At 67.7% G+C, this 16,710-nt stretch carries 16 protein-coding genes and 1 riboswitch; of the genes, 13 read left to right on the forward strand and 3 right to left on the reverse strand.

Translation table 11 applies throughout. From position 1 onward, the window contains the following. Positions 1-140: 140 nt before the first annotated feature. From ctaC to ACWCQ6_RS15150, 4 genes are all read left to right on the forward strand, one after another. Positions 141-1,103 carry an aa3-type cytochrome oxidase subunit II gene (gene ctaC, locus ACWCQ6_RS15135; protein WP_451089207.1) on the forward strand — a complete coding sequence of 321 codons (963 nt, stop codon included), beginning with the start codon at positions 141-143 and terminating at the stop codon, positions 1,101-1,103. Then, on the forward strand, positions 1,100-2,836 hold the full coding sequence (gene ctaD / locus ACWCQ6_RS15140) for an aa3-type cytochrome oxidase subunit I (protein ID WP_451089209.1): 1,737 nt from the start codon (positions 1,100-1,102) through the stop codon (positions 2,834-2,836). The genes ctaC and ctaD overlap by 4 nt, the downstream gene beginning before the upstream one ends. Next, positions 2,833-3,231, forward strand: coding sequence for a cytochrome c oxidase subunit 4 (locus ACWCQ6_RS15145; protein ID WP_451089211.1), 399 nt, complete (start codon positions 2,833-2,835; stop codon positions 3,229-3,231). The genes ctaD and ACWCQ6_RS15145 overlap by 4 nt, the downstream gene beginning before the upstream one ends. Positions 3,232-3,350: 119 nt before the next feature. Next, a complete protein-coding gene (locus ACWCQ6_RS15150; RefSeq protein WP_451089213.1) occupies positions 3,351-4,607 on the forward strand; it encodes an Ig-like domain-containing protein in 1,257 nt (418 codons plus the stop codon). Between the two features lie 58 nt (positions 4,608-4,665). Here the strand turns inward: ACWCQ6_RS15150 and ACWCQ6_RS15155 are convergent, their stop codons facing one another. Further along, entirely contained in the window at positions 4,666-5,067 is a 402-nt protein-coding gene (locus ACWCQ6_RS15155; RefSeq protein ID WP_189540696.1) for a response regulator transcription factor, read from the reverse strand. A gap of 187 nt (positions 5,068-5,254) precedes the next feature. Here ACWCQ6_RS15155 and ctaE point away from each other — a divergent pair, with 187 nt between their 5' ends. The 6 genes from ctaE to ACWCQ6_RS15185 all read left to right on the forward strand — a co-directional run bounded on the left by ctaE (position 5,255) and on the right by ACWCQ6_RS15185 (position 12,400). Beyond that, positions 5,255-5,875, forward strand: coding sequence for an aa3-type cytochrome oxidase subunit III (ctaE, locus tag ACWCQ6_RS15160; protein WP_451089215.1), 621 nt, complete (start codon positions 5,255-5,257; stop codon positions 5,873-5,875). Between the two features lie 62 nt (positions 5,876-5,937). Further along, the gene (qcrC, locus tag ACWCQ6_RS15165; RefSeq protein WP_451089217.1) at positions 5,938-6,747 is read left to right on the forward strand and encodes a cytochrome bc1 complex diheme cytochrome c subunit; all 810 of its coding nucleotides are present in this window, start codon (positions 5,938-5,940) and stop codon (positions 6,745-6,747) included. Next, entirely contained in the window at positions 6,744-7,796 is a 1,053-nt protein-coding gene (gene qcrA, locus ACWCQ6_RS15170; RefSeq protein WP_451089219.1) for a cytochrome bc1 complex Rieske iron-sulfur subunit, read from the forward strand. Before qcrC ends, qcrA begins: the two co-directional genes overlap by 4 nt. Further along, the gene (qcrB, locus tag ACWCQ6_RS15175; protein ID WP_451089221.1) at positions 7,793-9,418 is read left to right on the forward strand and encodes a cytochrome bc1 complex cytochrome b subunit; all 1,626 of its coding nucleotides are present in this window, start codon (positions 7,793-7,795) and stop codon (positions 9,416-9,418) included. Before qcrA ends, qcrB begins: the two co-directional genes overlap by 4 nt. A 125-nt stretch (positions 9,419-9,543) precedes the next feature. Continuing rightward, positions 9,544-10,608, forward strand: a complete 1,065-nt coding sequence (gene trpD, locus ACWCQ6_RS15180) for an anthranilate phosphoribosyltransferase (RefSeq protein ID WP_451089223.1) — start codon at positions 9,544-9,546, stop codon at positions 10,606-10,608. 85 nt (positions 10,609-10,693) lie between these two features. After that, a riboswitch (SAM riboswitch) is annotated at positions 10,694-10,811 on the forward strand. Positions 10,812-10,987: 176 nt separating this feature from the next. Next, entirely contained in the window at positions 10,988-12,400 is a 1,413-nt protein-coding gene (locus ACWCQ6_RS15185) for an aminotransferase class V-fold PLP-dependent enzyme (RefSeq protein WP_451089225.1), read from the forward strand. A 78-nt stretch (positions 12,401-12,478) separates the two neighbouring features. On the opposite strand, the gene ACWCQ6_RS15190 is transcribed toward ACWCQ6_RS15185, so the two are convergent. After that, entirely contained in the window at positions 12,479-12,760 is a 282-nt protein-coding gene (locus ACWCQ6_RS15190) for an Lrp/AsnC family transcriptional regulator (RefSeq protein WP_093543818.1), read from the reverse strand. Beyond that, the gene (locus tag ACWCQ6_RS15195; RefSeq protein WP_451089227.1) at positions 12,757-13,509 is read right to left on the reverse strand and encodes a rhomboid family intramembrane serine protease; all 753 of its coding nucleotides are present in this window, start codon (positions 13,507-13,509) and stop codon (positions 12,757-12,759) included. Before ACWCQ6_RS15195 ends, ACWCQ6_RS15190 begins: the two co-directional genes overlap by 4 nt. A 164-nt stretch (positions 13,510-13,673) precedes the next feature. Between ACWCQ6_RS15195 and ACWCQ6_RS15200 the strand changes: the two genes are divergently transcribed. The 3 genes from ACWCQ6_RS15200 (at position 13,674) to ACWCQ6_RS15210 (ending at position 16,627) form a co-directional block, all read left to right on the forward strand. Beyond that, positions 13,674-13,916 carry a hypothetical protein gene (locus ACWCQ6_RS15200; protein ID WP_014156692.1) on the forward strand — a complete coding sequence of 81 codons (243 nt, stop codon included), beginning with the start codon at positions 13,674-13,676 and terminating at the stop codon, positions 13,914-13,916. Between the two features lie 36 nt (positions 13,917-13,952). Continuing rightward, complete coding sequence (locus tag ACWCQ6_RS15205) at positions 13,953-15,314, forward strand: NYN domain-containing protein (protein ID WP_451089229.1); 1,362 nt, start codon at positions 13,953-13,955, stop codon at positions 15,312-15,314. A 284-nt stretch (positions 15,315-15,598) separates the two neighbouring features. Continuing rightward, on the forward strand, positions 15,599-16,627 hold the full coding sequence (locus ACWCQ6_RS15210) for an NlpC/P60 family protein (protein WP_451089231.1): 1,029 nt from the start codon (positions 15,599-15,601) through the stop codon (positions 16,625-16,627). Positions 16,628-16,710: the final 83 nt, after the last annotated feature.

Genomic DNA, 16,710 nt, shown 5'->3' on the forward strand with positions numbered 1-16,710 from the left:
CCCTCCCCGCGCGACCCCAAATGGCGTCCAGTAGGGTTTGGTCCGCATAAACATCCAAACCCCTGCCCGCGTCAGGGCGGCGACCGACCAGAAAGACGGCCGCGCCGACCGCGCGGGCGAGACTCTCGGGAAGGCGCTACGTGAGTCCCAACGGCTCCGACCGCTCGTCGCGGCGCCCGATGCGGCGGAAGCTGCCGCAGGTGCTGACTGCGGGCCTGATCCTGGCGACCGCCACCGGTTGCACATACGAGGACTTCCCCCGCCTTGGTATGCCCACGCCGGTAACAGAAGAGGCACCACGGATCCTTTCCCTCTGGCAGGGCTCGTGGGCGGCAGCGCTCGCCACGGGCGTGCTGGTCTGGGGCCTGATCCTGTGGAGCGTCTTCTTCCACAGGCGCAGCCGCACCAAGGTCGAGGTTCCTCCGCAGACCAGGTACAACATGCCCATCGAGGCGCTGTACACCGTGGTCCCTCTGATCATCGTCTCGGTGTTGTTCTACTTCACCGCGCGCGATGAATCGAAGCTCCTCTCGCTCTCCGAGAAGCCTGATCACACTGTCAACGTGGTCGGCTACCAGTGGAGCTGGGCCTTCAACTACATCGAGAACGTGGACGGCTCGGCCGCCACGGGCAACGAGATCCCCAAGGAGCTCGACGCCATCCCCAACCGGTACCGGAAGGACTTCCCGAAGGCAGCGGAGGGCGTCTACGACTTCGGCGTTCCGGGGACGCGGAACCCGCAGAACGGCAACCCGGGTCCGACCCTGTGGCTGCCGAAGGGCGAGACGGTCCGTTTCGTGCTGACTTCGCGTGACGTCATCCACTCCTTCTGGGTGGTGCCGTTCCTCATGAAGCAGGACGTCATTCCGGGCCACACCAACGCCTTCGAGGTGACTCCGAACCAGGAGGGCACCTTCATGGGCAAGTGCGCCGAGCTCTGCGGCGTCGACCACTCCCGGATGCTCTTCAACGTCAAGGTCGTCTCCCCGGAGCGCTACCAGGCGCACCTGGAGGAGCTGGCGAAGAAGGGCCAGACGGGCTACGTGCCGGCCGGCATCGAGCAGACTGACCCGGCCAGGAATGCGGAGACGAACAAACTGTGAGCATCCTCAACGAACCTCAGGGTGCCGCGGCAGCAGACGACTCGTACGAGGACGAGCTGCCGGTCCGGCGCAAGAAGCCGGGAAACATCGTCGTCAAGTGGCTGACCACCACTGACCACAAGACGATCGGCACGATGTACCTGGTCACATCGTTCGCGTTCTTCTGCATCGGCGGTCTGATGGCGCTCTTCATGCGCGCCGAACTGGCCCGTCCCGGCACGCAGATCATGTCGAACGAGCAGTTCAACCAGGCGTTCACGATGCACGGCACGATCATGCTGCTGATGTTCGCGACGCCGCTGTTCGCCGGATTCGCGAACTGGATCATGCCGTTGCAGATCGGCGCGCCCGACGTGGCGTTCCCGCGGCTGAACATGTTCGCGTACTGGCTGTACCTCTTCGGTTCGCTCATCGCGGTGGCCGGCTTCCTCACCCCTCAGGGTGCGGCGGACTTCGGCTGGTTCGCCTACTCCCCGCTCTCGGACGCGGTCCGGTCGCCGGGTATCGGCGCCGACATGTGGATCATGGGTCTGGCCTTCTCCGGCTTCGGCACGATCCTCGGTTCGGTCAACTTCATCACCACGATCATCTGCATGCGCGCTCCCGGCATGACGATGTTCCGCATGCCGATCTTCGTCTGGAACGTCCTGCTGACCGGTGTGCTGGTCCTGCTGGCCTTCCCGGTTCTCGCCGCCGCGCTCTTCGCACTGGAGGCGGACCGTAAATTCGGTGCGCATATCTTCGACGCTGCCAATGGCGGCGCATTGCTCTGGCAGCACCTCTTCTGGTTCTTCGGCCATCCAGAGGTGTACATCATCGCCCTTCCATTCTTCGGAATCATTTCCGAGGTGATTCCGGTGTTCAGCCGGAAGCCGATGTTCGGATACATCGGTCTGATCAGCGCGACGATCGCCATCGCGGGCCTCTCCGTGACCGTGTGGGCGCACCACATGTACGTCACGGGCGGTGTGCTCCTGCCATTCTTCTCGTTCATGACATTCCTCATCGCGGTGCCAACCGGTGTGAAGTTCTTCAACTGGATCGGCACGATGTGGAAGGGATCGCTGTCGTTCGAGACACCGATGCTCTGGGCCATCGGCTTCCTGATCACCTTCACCTTCGGTGGTCTGACCGGCGTGATCCTCGCGTCGCCCCCGCTGGACTTCCACGTCTCGGACTCGTACTTCGTCGTCGCGCACTTCCACTACGTCATCTTCGGCACCGTGGTCTTCGCGATGTTCTCCGGATTCCACTTCTGGTGGCCGAAGTTCACCGGCAAGATGCTGGACGAGCGGCTCGGCAAGATCACGTTCTGGACGCTGTTCGTGGGCTTCCACGGCACGTTCCTGGTGCAGCACTGGCTGGGTGCCGAGGGCATGCCGCGTCGATACGCGGACTACCTCGCCGCGGACGGCTTCACCGCGCTGAACACGATCTCGACGATCTCCTCGTTCCTGCTCGGTCTGTCGATGCTGCCGTTCTTCTACAACGTGTGGAAGACCGCCAAGTACGGCAAGAAGATCGAGGTCGACGACCCGTGGGGCTACGGCCGTTCGCTGGAGTGGGCGACCTCCTGCCCGCCGCCGCGGCACAACTTCCTCACCCTGCCGCGGATCCGTTCCGAATCCCCGGCCTTCGACCTGCACCACCCGGAGATCTCGGCGCTCGAACAGCTGGAGCACCACTCCGAGGATGACAAGGCCCTCGCTGGTGGCAAGGAGGCCGGCAAGTGAAGATCCAGGGCAAGATGTTCATCTGGCTGAGCGTCTTCATCCTCGTCATCGCCATCACGTACGGCGTGTGGTCGAAGGAGCCGGCCGGTACCACCGCACTCGTCCTGGCCTTCGGGCTGAGCGTCATGATCGGCTTCTACCTGGCCTTCACGGCCCGGCGGGTCGACGCCATGGCGCAGGACAACAAGGAGGCCGATGTCGCGGACGAGGCCGGCGAGGTGGGGTTCTTCTCCCCGCACAGCTGGCAGCCGCTCTCGCTGGCCGTCGGCGGTGCCCTGGCCTTCATGGGCGTCATCTTCGGCTGGTGGCTGCTTTACTTCTCGGCCCCGATGATCCTGATCGGCCTGTTCGGCTGGGTCTTCGAGTACTACCGCGGTGAGAACCGCACCCAGTGACACAGCGTCACCGCTCCACCTGAACGGGGGGCCCGCACTTCTCCACCGAGAGGAGTGCGGGTCCCCCGTTCGCATGCACACCGCGCGCCGGTACGGGCGAACCTCCATAGCGTGGGTCCATGAACCACACGCCGAGCATCCGCCCCGCAGTGGGCTGCACTCTGCTGGTCGTGACCCTGGTCGCAGGTGTGACCGCCTGTGGCGGGTCCGGCGGCCATCCGCTCGCGGAGAAGCCGTACGACGCGGTGGACGAGATCTCCTCCAACGCATCCGACGGTGACGAGAAGGTCGACCCCGGCAAGCCGCTGGAGGTCACCGTCAACGGCGACGACGGCCGGATCACGGACGTGTCGGCCGTCGACACGACCGGCCGCCACCTGGCGGGCGAGCTCGACGCCGACGGGAAGCGGTGGCACTCCTTGCTCCCGCTCGCCGCCGGCACCCGGTACACCGTCCGGGTCAGCACGGAGGACGACGACGGCGCCCCGGGCAGCCGTACGCTCTCCTTCGGAACCACCTCCGCCAAGAAGCTCCTGAAGGTCGCCTTCGGCCCTCAGGCGGGCACGTACGGCGTCGGACAGCCCATCACGGCGGAACTCAGCGCTCCGGTCAAGGACAAGGCGTCCAGGGCCAACGTCGAGCGCGCCCTCAGGGTCCGCTCGACCCCCGCCGTGACCGGCTCCTGGTACTGGGTCGACGACAAGACCCTGCACTACCGCCCCAAGGACTACTGGCCCGCCAGGGCCACCATCGACGTCACCAGCGGCCTGGCCGGGGTGAAGGTCACCGACGGCCTCTACGGCGCCCCCACGAAGCCCCTGAGGCTCACCACGGGTGATCGCATCGAGGCCATCACGGACGCCGCGGCGCACACGATGACGGTCAAGCGCAACGGAAAAGTGATCAAGGCCATTCCGGTCACCACCGGCAAGCCCGGCTTCTCCACCCGAAACGGCGTCAAGGTCGTGCTGAGCAAGGAGTACAACGTACGTATGCGCGGGGAGACGATCGGCATCGCGGAGGGCTCCTCCGACTCGTACGACCTGATGGTCTACTACGCGACGCGCGTCACCTGGAGCGGTGAATACGTGCACGCCGCCCCCTGGTCCACCGGCTCGCAGGGGTACGCGAACGTCAGCCACGGCTGTACGGGCATGAGCACCGGCCAGGCCGAATGGTTCTACAACACCGTGCGGCCGGGCGACATCGTCACGGTCGTGGGCAGCCAGGGCGAGACGATGACGCCGTTCGACAACGGCTACGGGGACTGGAACCTGTCCTGGGCCAAATGGCTGAAGGGCAGCGCCCTGCAGAAGAACACCACCCCGGACCGTACGGACACGATCCAGGCGGCGCGACTGCGTCCCGAGGTCTGACCGGACCGGGGGAGTGCGCTGCCCCTCAGCGGAACCGCGGGCGGGGCCGCGGCGGGGCTCAGGCGTTCACGCAGTCCCTGCTGCGCAGCAGGGCGGCCAGGGCGTCCGCGAACTCGACCGGTTCGACCGGCAGGGTCACCGCGGCGTCCGCACGGCTCCAGGTGGCCAGCCAGGCGTCCTGCGGACGCCCGATCAGCAGCAGCACCGGCGGGCAGCGGAAGATCTCGTCCTTGATCTGCCGGCAGACGCCCATGCCGCCCGCAGGCGCCGTCTCGCCGTCCAGCACGCAGACGTCGACGCCGCCGCGGTCCAGCGCCTCCAGGACGGCGGGCAGGGTGGCGCATTCCAGGAATTCCACCGGTGGCACATCAGCCGCGGGCCTGTGCCCGGCTGCCAGCCTCACCTGCTCACGGGTGTTGGCGTCGTCGCTGTAGACCAGGACCGTGGCGGTCGGCTGCATTGTTCCTCCGTGACATCTGTGTCTTCGGGGCTTTCCGGGCATGAACCGATGCGCGGATCGTACTCCGCCCGACGGCCAGTCAGCACTGCTCGGGACAGTGCTTCCATGGGCCGTTCGGGGAGGACACACCCGCCTGACACACCGAACGGCACCCCCCGGGGTGAGGGCGGGATAAGCGACCGACATAATGTCGGTCGTGGCGACAGCAACGACAGTAGAAACCGGGCACGCGCACCCGTCGGTCAATCGACCGAACCTCACCAGCGTCGGAACCATCATCTGGTTGAGTTCCGAGCTGATGTTCTTCGCGGCCCTCTTTGCGATGTACTTCACCCTGCGATCGGTGACGGGACCGGATCACTGGAAGGAGATGGCCGAGCACCTGAACTTCCCGTTCTCGGCGACGAACACCACGATCCTGGTGCTCTCCTCACTCACCTGCCAGCTCGGCGTCTTCGCCGCGGAGCGGGGTGATGTGAAGAAGCTCCGCACCTGGTTCATTATCACTTTCGTGATGGGCTCGATCTTTATCGGAGGTCAGGTCCTCGAGTACACCGAGCTGGTCAAGGAAGCGGGTCTCACGCTGTCCTCCGACCCGTACGGCTCGGTGTTCTACCTGACCACCGGCTTCCACGGTCTGCACGTGACAGGCGGTCTCATCGCCTTCCTGCTCGTTCTGGGCAGGACGTACGCAGCCAAGAGGTTCACCCACGAACAGGCGACCTCCGCCATCGTCGTGTCCTATTACTGGCACTTCGTCGATGTCGTGTGGATCGGCCTCTTCGCCACGATCTACATGATCAAGTAACCGGGTTCGAACCCGAACCACATCCAGCATCGACGCAGAAGATCCTGACACCGGGGTAATCCGTGAAAAAGCTCTCCGCACGACGACGCCATCCGTTGGCGGCGGTCGTCGTACTACTCCTCGCGCTGGCGGCCACTGGGGGGCTGTACGCCGCGTTTGCGCCCGCGAGTAAGGCGCAGGCCGACGAAACCGCCCAGTCCCTCGCCATCGATGAGGGCAAGAAGCTGTACTCCGTCGGTTGCGCCAGCTGCCACGGAACCGGCGGTCAGGGCACCACCGACGGGCCGAGCCTGGTCGGCGTGGGCTCCGCCGCCGTTGACTTCCAGGTCGGTACGGGCCGTATGCCGGCGCAGCAGCCCGGCGCCCAGGTGCCGAAGAAGAAGGTCATCTACAGCCAGGCGCAGATCGACCAGCTCGCGGCATACGTCGCGTCGCTCGGCGCCGGCCCGATCACTCCGAACAAGAGCCAGGTCAGCCCTGAGGGTGCGGACATCGCCAAGGGTGGCGATCTGTTCCGTACCAACTGCGCGCAGTGCCACAACTTCACCGGCGAGGGCGGCGCGCTGACGAATGGCAAGTACGCGCCCAGCCTTGAAGACGTGGACCCGAAGCACATCTACGAGGCCATGCAGACCGGCCCGCAGAGCATGCCGTCCTTCCCGGACACGACGATGCCCGAGCAGGAGAAGCGGGACATCATCGCGTACATCCAGACCGTCAACAGCGGTCAGTCGGAGAACCCGGGTGGTCTGCAGCTGGGCGGCCTCGGGCCGGTCAGCGAGGGGCTGTTCGCCTGGATCTTCGGGCTCGGCGCACTGATCGCAGTTGCCATTTGGGTCGCGGCCCACACCGCTAAGGCCAAGAAGTCATGAGTAGCCAAGAGATTCCAGAAGAGAACCTGCCCGCCGAGCAGGCCCCCGCGCACGGCGCGGTAGAGGTCGCGGACGACCCGTTCGCCGACCCGGGGCTGCCGGCCCACAAGCCGCGCATCCAGGACATCGACGAACGGGCCGCGAAGCGCTCCGAGCGCGCCGTCGCGTTCATGTTCACGCTGTCCATGCTGGCGACGATCGGCTTCATCGCCTCGTACGTCATCTTCCCGGTCGACAAGATCGTGTACATCTGGCCCTTCGGCCACGTGAGCGCGCTCAACTTCTCCCTGGGTCTGACCCTGGGCGTGGCCCTCTTCGCGATCGGCGCCGGCGCCGTCCACTGGGCGCGCACGCTGATGTCCGACGTGGAGGTCGCCGACGACCGGCACCCCATCGAGGCGACGCCCGAGGTCAAGGCGAAGGTCCTGGCGGACTTCGCGGCAGGTGCCGAGGAGTCCGCGTTCGGACGGCGCAAGCTGATCCGCAACACCATGTTCGGCGCGCTTGCCCTGGTGCCGCTCTCCGGTGTGGTGCTGCTGCGCGACCTCGGTCCGCTGCCGGAGAAGAAGCTCCGCACCACCCTGTGGGCCAAGGGCAAGCAGCTCATCAACATGAACACGATGGAGCCGCTGCGTCCCGAGGACGTCACCGTCGGTTCGCTGACCTTCGCCATGCCCGAGGGCCTGAAGGAGGACGCTCACGACTTCCAGAACCAGATCGCCAAGGCCGCGCTGATGATCATCCGCATCGAGCCTGAGAACATCAAGGACAAGCGCGAGCGCGAGTGGGCGCACGAGGGAATCGTGGCCTTCTCCAAGATCTGCACCCACGTCGGCTGCCCGATCAGCCTGTACGAGCAGCAGACGCACCACGTGCTCTGCCCGTGCCACCAGTCCACCTTCGACCTCTCCGACGGCGCCCGCGTCATCTTCGGTCCGGCCGGCCACGCCCTTCCGCAGCTGCGGATCGGTGTGAACAGCGAGGGCAACCTCGAGGCGCTCGGTGACTTCGAAGAGCCCGTCGGTCCTGCATTCTGGGAGCGCGGATGAGTACTGCGACCGACACACAGCGCAAGGCGCCCGCCGGTGAGCGGGTGGCCGACTGGGCGGACGGCCGACTCGGGATCTACTCCCTGGCCAAGGCCAACATGCGCAAGATCTTCCCGGACCACTGGTCCTTCATGCTCGGTGAGATCGCCCTCTACAGCTTCATCATCATCATCCTCACGGGTGTGTATCTGACGCTGTTCTTCCAGCCGAGCATGAACGAGGTCGTGTACCACGGCTCGTACGAGCCGATGCAGGGCATCCGGATGTCCGAGGCCTACGCCTCGACGCTGGACATCAGCTTCGACGTCCGCGGTGGTCTGCTGGTTCGCCAGATCCACCACTGGGCCGCGCTGATCTTCCTGGCCGGCATGTTCGTGCACATGATGCGCGTCTTCTTCACGGGTGCGTTCCGCAAGCCGCGTGAGATCAACTGGCTGTTCGGCTTCCTGCTGTTCGTGCTGGGCATGTTCACCGGCTTCACCGGCTACTCGCTCCCGGACGACCTGCTGTCCGGTACGGGTGTCCGCTTCACCCAGGGCGCGATCCTGTCGATGCCGATCGTCGGCACGTACATCTCGATGTTCCTGTTCGGCGGGGAGTTCCCCGGTCACGACTTCGTCGCCCGGTTCTACTCGATCCACATCCTGCTGCTGCCGGGCATCATGCTCGGTCTGCTGGTGGCGCACCTGATCCTGGTCTTCTACCACAAGCACACGCAGTTCGCGGGTCCCGGCCGCACCAACAAGAACGTCGTCGGCATGCCGCTGCTGCCGGTGTACATGGCGAAGGCCGGCGGCTTCTTCTTCCTGGTCTTCGGCATCATCGCGATCATCGCGGCGATCGCCACGATCAACCCGATCTGGAACATCGGCCCGTACCGCGCGGACCAGGTGTCCACCGGCGCCCAACCAGACTGGTACATGGGCTTCGCCGAGGGTCTGATCCGAGTGATGCCTGGCTGGGAGATCAACCTCTGGGGCCACACGCTGGTCCTGGGCGTGTTCATCCCGCTGATGGCCTTCGGACTGGTACTCGCGATCATCGCGGTCTACCCGTTCGTCGAGTCCTGGATCACCGGCGACAAGCGCGAGCACCACATCCTGGACCGCCCGCGCAACGCGCCGACCCGGACGGCCTTCGGTGTCGCCTGGATCACCGAGTACGTCATCGTCTTCATCGGTGGTGGCAACGACCTGTGGGCCACGCACTTCCACCTGTCGATCAACGCCATTTCCTGGTTCGTCCGGATCTTCATCTTCGTCGGCCCGGTCATCGCGTTCATCGTCACCCGGCGGATCTGCCTCGGCCTCCAGCGCCGCGACAAGGAGAAGGTGCTGCACGGGCGCGAGTCCGGCATCATCAAGCGCCTGCCGCACGGTGAGTTCGTCGAGATCCACGAGCCGCTCGGTCCCGAGCAGCTGCACACGCTCACCGCGCACGAGCAGTACAAGCCGGTCGAGATCGGCCCGACGGTCGACGAGAACGGTGTCGAGCGCAAGGTGTCGGCCCTGCAGAAGCTGCGGGCCCGGCTCAGCAAGGGCTACTACGGCGAGAACAACCAGATCGCCAAGCCCACCGTCGAGGAATACAAGGAGATCACCAGCGGCCACGGTCACCACTGATCGCCTGAACTGATCGCCACAGCAGGAGCCCCGTCCATCCGATGGACGGGGCTCTTCGCTGTCCCCGGCGCTCGATAGGGTGGAGGTGATCCCTTTTCTACCGGCTGTGGACCCAGGAGCGGACCATGAACGTTGTGACCCCGATCGGCGGCGACAGCGTGGCGGACCGTACCTGGCCCGGCGTGCTGAATCCCCTGCTGCGCGGCGAGAACCTCACCGCCGACGACACCGCGTGGGCGATGGACCGCATCATGAGCGGCGAGGCGACCGATGTGCAGATCGCCGGATTCGCGGTGGCCCTGCGGGCCAAGGGCGAGACGATCGACGAGGTGTCCGGCCTGGTACGGGCGATGTACGAGCACGCCAACACCATCCACGTGCCCGGTCGCACGGTCGACATCGTCGGCACCGGCGGCGACCTCGCCAAGACCGTCAACATCTCCACCATGTCGGCGATCGTCATCGCCGGCACCGGCGCCAAGGTCGTCAAGCACGGCAATCGCGCCTCCTCGTCGGCGAGCGGCTCCTCCGACGTGCTGGAGAAGCTCGGCGTCAATCTGGATCTCTCCGCGCAGCGGGTGGTCGAGGTCGCCGAGGAGGCGGGCATCACCTTCTGCTTCGCGGTGAAGTTCCACCCCTCCCTGCGCTACGTCGCCAGGGCCCGCAAGGAGCTCGGCGCGCCGACCACGTTCAACATCCTCGGGCCGCTCACCAATCCGGCCCGAGTGCGCTCCCAGGCCGTCGGCGTGGCCGACCTGAAGATGGCGCCCATCGTTGCCGGTGTCCTCGCCGAGCGCGGAAATTCGGCGTTGGTCTTCCGCGGCGACGACGGTCTGGACGAGCTGACGACGACCGCGACCTCGCGGGTCTGGGTGGTCCGGGACGGGGCGGTGCGCGAGGAGACGTTCGACCCGCGCGACATCGGCCTGGAGCTGGTGCCCCTGCAGGCCCTGCGCGGTGCGGAAGCCTCGTACAACGCCGATGTGGCCCGCCGGGTGCTGGCCGGCGAACGGGGGCCGGTGCGCGATGCCGTGCTGCTCAACTCGGCGGCGGCGCTGGTGGCCTTGGACGCGGCGGACGGCACGCTGAACGAGCAGCTCGCGGCCGGGATGGCGAAGGCCGCCGAGTCCATCGACTCCGGGGCGGCGACACGCGCGCTGGAGCGCTGGGTGGCGGCCAGCAACGCCTGAGACAGGCACACATCGGGCGCAACGCGCAGTCCGGATCACGGACTGCGCGTTGCGCGCCTTCGTACGTATGGCAAGATGCTGCGCAGGTCATGAGTGACAGCGACTACGGCCCCGGCCCGCTGTCCGGCAACCCTCCGTCCGTGGCGGGGTGCCCCGGGTGAAGACCAGGCCGTAGGCAGCGAGGTCTGCGGCAAGCGCGGGCCCTGCGGCATCTGTGAATGCCAGCCCCCGGGGTCCTGGTCCCTAGGGAGTCTCTTGTGAGCACGCGAATGCGATAGGGCTGTCAGCCCTCCTCCGCACACCCCTTTTCTCTTTTTCCGCTGTGCTGCCGCGTATGCGTCGGCGCATGCAATTCGCCTGCCTCTTACGGGAGTTCGCCATGTCTGCCTTCACTGCTGCCGCCGACCAGTCGCTTTGTCCCCCGCTGCCGGTTCTGGGCAAGGATGTGACAGTTCCGCTGGTCACGGGTGGTGAGGTCACCTACGCAGCTCTCGACTACGCCGCCAGCGCCCCCGCCCTCCAGCGCGTCTGGGACGACGTCGCCGCGTACGCCCCGTACTACGGCAGTGTCCACCGCGGGGCCGGGTACCTCTCGCAGCTCTCGACGGACCTCTTCGAGAACAGCCGCGCGACCGTCGCGGAGTTCCTCGGCTGCCGCGCCGACGACCAGGTGATCTTCACCCGCTCGACCACCGACTCGCTGAACCTGCTGGCCGCGGTCGTCCCGGCCGACTGCCAGGTCTTCGTGTACGAGACCGAGCACCACGCCTCGCTGCTGCCGTGGCGCGATGCCCGGGTGACCTACCTGAATGCCCCGCGCACCCCCGCCCAGGCCGTCGGGACACTGGAACGCGCGCTCGCCGACCGCGAGCCCCACGGCCCCGCGCTGGTCTGTGTCACCGGCGCTTCCAACGTCACCGGTGAGCTGTGGCCGGTGAAGGAGCTGGCCGCCGCGGCACACGCGCACGGTGCCCGGATCGTGCTGGACGCGGCGCAGCTCGCCCCGCACCACCCCGTCGACATCGCCGATCTGGACGTCGACTGGGTCGCCTTCTCCGGACACAAGCTGTACGCGCCCTTCGGCTCGGGTGTCCTGGCCGGCCGGGCCGACTGGCTCCAGGAGGCCGAGCCCTACCTCGCGGGCGGCGGCGCCTCGCGCAAGGTGGCCCGCCGCACCGACGGCGGCGTGGACGTCGAGTGGCACTCCTCCGCCGCCCGCCACGAGGCCGGTTCCCCCAACGTCATCGGCGTGTACTCCATCGCCTCCGCATGCAAGGCGCTCACCGAGGCGGGCTTCGACGGCCTGGTCGCCCGGGAGCAGCACCTCGTGAGCACGGTCCGGGCCGACCTCGCCGACATCCCCGAGGTCAAGGTGCTCTCACTGTTCGGCGACGACGCCCCGCGGGTCGGCGTCATCTCCTTCGTGGTGGAGGGCTGGAACAGCTCGCACTTCGCCGCCGCGCTCTCCGCCGAGTACGGCATCGGGGTCCGCGACGGACTCTTCTGCGCCCACCCGCTGGTCCGCACCCTGCTGGGCAGCGACCCGCAGGAGGTCGGCGAGTGCGGCGCGCAGGAGGCCGGGCCGGGGGAGCTTCCTCGGTCCCGGGCGGACTCGACCGGGGGGACCCCCTCGCTCAACGCGATCAGGGTGAGCTTCGGCGCCGGTACGCCGGACGAGCACATCGAGCGATTCGTCCGCGCGGTCAGGGAGCTGGTGAGCAAGGGTGCCCGGTGGAAGTACCGCACCGAGGACGGCCGCTGCGTTCCGGACCGGGGCGCGGCGCAGCTCTGACGGGCACACAGCACTTCGGCGGAGGACGGCCGGCCCGGCCCGTCCCCCGCCGAAGTGTCGCGCAGTGAAGAAACGGCCCTACGCGTCGAGGCCGATGGCGAAGGCGGCCTCCAGGTCGTGCTGCGAGTAGGTACGGAACGCCACATGCGTGTCGGTGGCCTCGACGCCGGGGATCTTGCTGATCCGGCCGGGGATGACGTCGGCCAGGTCGTCGTGCTTGGCCACCCGGACCATGGCGATCAGGTCGTACGTACCGGTGACCGAGAAGACCTCGCTGACGCTGTCCAGCGCCGCGATGGCCTCGGCGATCTCGGGAATCCGGTCCACGCTGGTTTTGATGAGCACGATCGCGGTGATCACGGCTGGCTTTCTCCCTCGGTGGCCGCGGCTGGTGTCTTCACTCTATCCGTACGCCGGAAACGCCCCCAGGCGTAGACGAAGCCCAGGGCGAAGCCCACCACGTGGGCCAGATAGGCCACCCCCGGCCCCCCGTCGCCCGCGCCCCGGAACGCCAGCCACTGCAGGACGAACCAGAAGACCAGCACGATCCAGGCGGGGAAGCGCAGCGGCAGGAAGAAGAGGAACGGGAACAGGCTGGTGACCCGGGCCCTGGGGAACAGGTACAGAAACGCCCCGAGCACCGCCGAGATCGCCCCCGACGCGCCCACCAGCGTCTGGTCGGAGGCGGCGTGGGCGGCAGCGTAGGCCACCAGGGCGAGATAGCCGCAGATGACGTAGAAGAAGGTGAACCCGGCCCGGCCCATGCGCTCCTCGGTCATCGCCCCGAAGACGTACAGGAAGAGCACGTTGCCGAGCAGGTGCAGCCAGCTGCCGTGCACGAACAGGGCGGTGAGCGGGGTGAGCAGGGCGCGCGCGGAGCCGTCCCACAGCTCGCTGGGGATCACGCCCCAGCGTTCGAAGTACCCGGCCTGGGCGGCGAGCAGGGCGTCGGCGGTTCCGGGCACCGGGGCGAGGCCGGACAGCGGGCTGATCACGAAGACCAGGACGCAGACCGTGATCAGGGCATGGGTCACCAGCGGCCCGTCCCCGGTGACCGTCCGTAGCAGTCCGCCGGTCAGCCTGCCGGTCACAGCTCGCCGATCGATCATGAACAGAGCATGACGCAAGCGGAGGGAACGGGACAGACCGCCTCGCCGTGTCGGGGGGACGCGGCAAGGCCGTAGGGTTACGGCAGGACATCCGCAGTTCGACGGCGCACCGCGAGATCCTTGAAGGCAAGGCAGCACGAGGCTCGACGAAAGAGGACGCAACGATGACGACGGTTCCCCAGCCGACCGACGGGACTCGCTGGCGCTGCACGCTCTGCGGCAATCTCACACGCTTCGACGTGACGCGCTCCTCGAAGGTCGTCGAATATGTCCATCTCGACCTGGCCGGTGAGTCCAGCGTGGAGGAGCGCGAGGTGGTCAGTGAGACCATCGAGTCGGTGCGTTGCCGTTGGTGCAACGCGGTGGACCAGATCGAACTGGTGGACAGGCCGGGTGCCGACTCCTGACGGAGCCGCGCCCACAGACATTTGGGGTGACGGATGGTGGAGCAGCCCGATAACGGCGCCGAGTCGGCCGAGGCGGCCGGCGACGCCGTCGAGGCGCTCGACCGCCCGCTGCCCGAAAGTGTACGGCGGCGGGTCGTCGCGCTGGTCTCGGATGCGTTCGGTGGCCTGACGGTCACCGAACTCCCCGCCCAGCTGCGGCAGTACGCCCGCTTCACCCCGACCCGGCGAGCCAAGTTCGCCGGGAACGCGATGGCGGCCGCCCTGGAGGGCGACGCCCTGTTCCGGCAGCGCATCGGTGAGCGGCTCAGGGAGGAGCAGCCGGAGCTGGCCGCCGCCCTGGAGGCCGGTGCTCCGCCCGCCGCCGCCGACCCCGTCGACGTGGCCGCGGCGGCCTATGTGCTGCGCCCGGCGGGCTGGGTGAAGCTGGTCGCCGCCGCGGGCGAGGAGGCCCAGCGCGCCGACGCCGAGCGTGCCGACGAGGAGAGCCGCCGCGAGCTGGACCGGCTGCGCGAGGAGCTCGTCCGGGCCCGCTCGCAGACGAAGAGCGAGACGGAGCGGCTGCGCGGCGAGCTGGAGGCGGCCCGCAAGGAGGCCGAATCCCTTCAGCGCAAGCTGCGCAGCGCCGTCAACGAGGTCAGGCGCGGCGAGGCGGCGCTGCGCCGCAGCCGGGCCGAGACCGACGCGGTACGGTCCGAGGCGGCCGCCCAGGTCTCCGCGGCCGAGAGCGAGAGCCGTCGGCTCAAGGCGCGGCTCGGGGAGGCCGAGGCGTCCGTGGAGGCGGGCCGCCGGGCCGCCAGGGAGGGCCGCTCGGTCGAGGACATGCGGCTGCGGCTGCTGCTGGACACGGTGCTCGACGCGGCGAGCGGGCTCCGCCGCGAACTGGCCCTGCCGCCCGCCTCGATCCGCCCCGCCGACAGCGTCGACGCGGTCGAGCCGGGCCGGATGTCGCCCAAGGACATTGCCGCCAGGGCCCTTTCGGAGACCGACCCGGCCCTGCTCGACCAGCTGCTCGCGCTGCCGCAGGCGCATCTGATCGTCGACGGCTACAACGTCACCAAGACCGGCTATCCGCAGCTGCCGCTGGAGAAGCAGCGGTTGAGGCTGCTGGGCGGGCTCTCGGTGCTCGCGGCGCAGACCGGCGCCGAGATGACCTGTGTCTTCGACGGGGCCGAGCTGGCGGCCCCGGTGCTGCTCGCACCGCCCCGCGGCGTCCGGGTGCTGTTCAGCAAGCCAGGGGTGACCGCCGACGAGCTCATCCGTCAGCTGGCGCGTGCCGAACCTCCGGGCAGGCCCGTCGTGGTGGTCTCCACCGACCGTGAAGTCGCCGACGGAGTGGCGAAGTCGGGCGCCAGGCCCGTTGCGTCCGCCTTGCTCCTGAAGCGCCTTTCACGCGTCTAGTGGCACTTGCCGGGTCTCGGCGGAAATCAGGGAACGGACCGTCAGGTCGCCGCTACGCCCCGTGTGTCGTGGGTAAAGAAGTGCGGCCCGCGACGATAATTTTCGGGTGAGGATTTGAACTGATCACAAGTTGGTCACTAGGGTCAGGCCTCGAACCTTCGCACGGTTGATCACCCATCCGGGGTGACGGTGAAGGCACCGCCGAGTCCGTGACATGCACGGAGCCGGGGATTCGCATCCCCCACAGCCCGGTAGGCGGCTCGAGGAAGAAGGAGCTCGCCTCCGTGGCGTCCCACCGTCGTCCCAAGCAGCCGAGCCGCGCCCGTGTGACCGTGCTCACCGCGACCGCAGCCGCGGCCGTAGCCCTGTCCTCCCAGGCGGCCCACGCCGACCCGAAGCCCTCCAAGGACGAGGTCAAGGCGAAGGTCGAGAAACTCAGCCATGACGCGGGCGACGCCAACGAGCAGTACTACGGCGCCAAGGAGAAGCAGCAGAAGCTGGAGAAGGAAGTCAGCGCGCTGCAGGACAAGGTGGCCCGCGGCCAGCAGGAGATCAACACGCTCCGCAACGGCCTCGGTTCGCTCGCCGCGGCGCAGTACCGCTCCGGTGGCATCGACCCGTCGGTGCAGCTCTTCCTCTCGTCCAACCCGGACACCTTCCTCGACGAGGCCTCCGCCCTCGACCAGTTGACGGCCAAGCAGACCGAGACCCTGGGGAAGATCCAGGAGAAGCAGCGGGTCCTCGCGCAGCAACGCAAGGAGGCCCAGGACAAGCTCGGCGACCTCGCGGACGTACGCAAGACGCTCGGCGAGAAGAAGAAGAAGCTCCAGAACAAGCTGGCCGAGGCGCAGCGCCTGCTCAACTCGATGACCGAAGCCGAGCGCGCGAAGATACGCGAGGAGCAGCAGCGTGCCAGCCGCTCCGCGGGCGACCGCGTCAAACTGGGCAACGAGGCCCCCGCCTCCGCCTGGGGTGCCGCCGCCCTGAACGCCGCCAAGACCCAGGTGGGCAAGCCGTACCGATCGGGCGGCACCGGCCCCAGCGCCTTCGACTGCTCCGGGCTGACCCAATGGGCCTACGCCCAGGCCAACGTCCAGATCTCCCGGGTCACTTACACCCAGGTCAACGACGGTGTCCACATCGGGCGCAGCGAGCTGAAGCCGGGTGACCTGGTCTTCTTCAACAACACCTCGCACGTGGGGCTCTACGCGGGCAACAACACCCTCCTGCACGCCCCGTACCCGGGCACGGTCGTCCGCTTCGAGTCGATGGACACCATCGGCAGCTTCCAGTTCGGCGTGCGCGTCGGCTGACGATGCCCGAACGGGCGAATTCCCGCGCCCGCGCAGATCGTCCGCCCCGCCGGAGACCACAGGTCACCGGCGGGGCGTCGCCG

Source organism: Streptomyces sp. NPDC001880 (assembly GCF_053594575.1).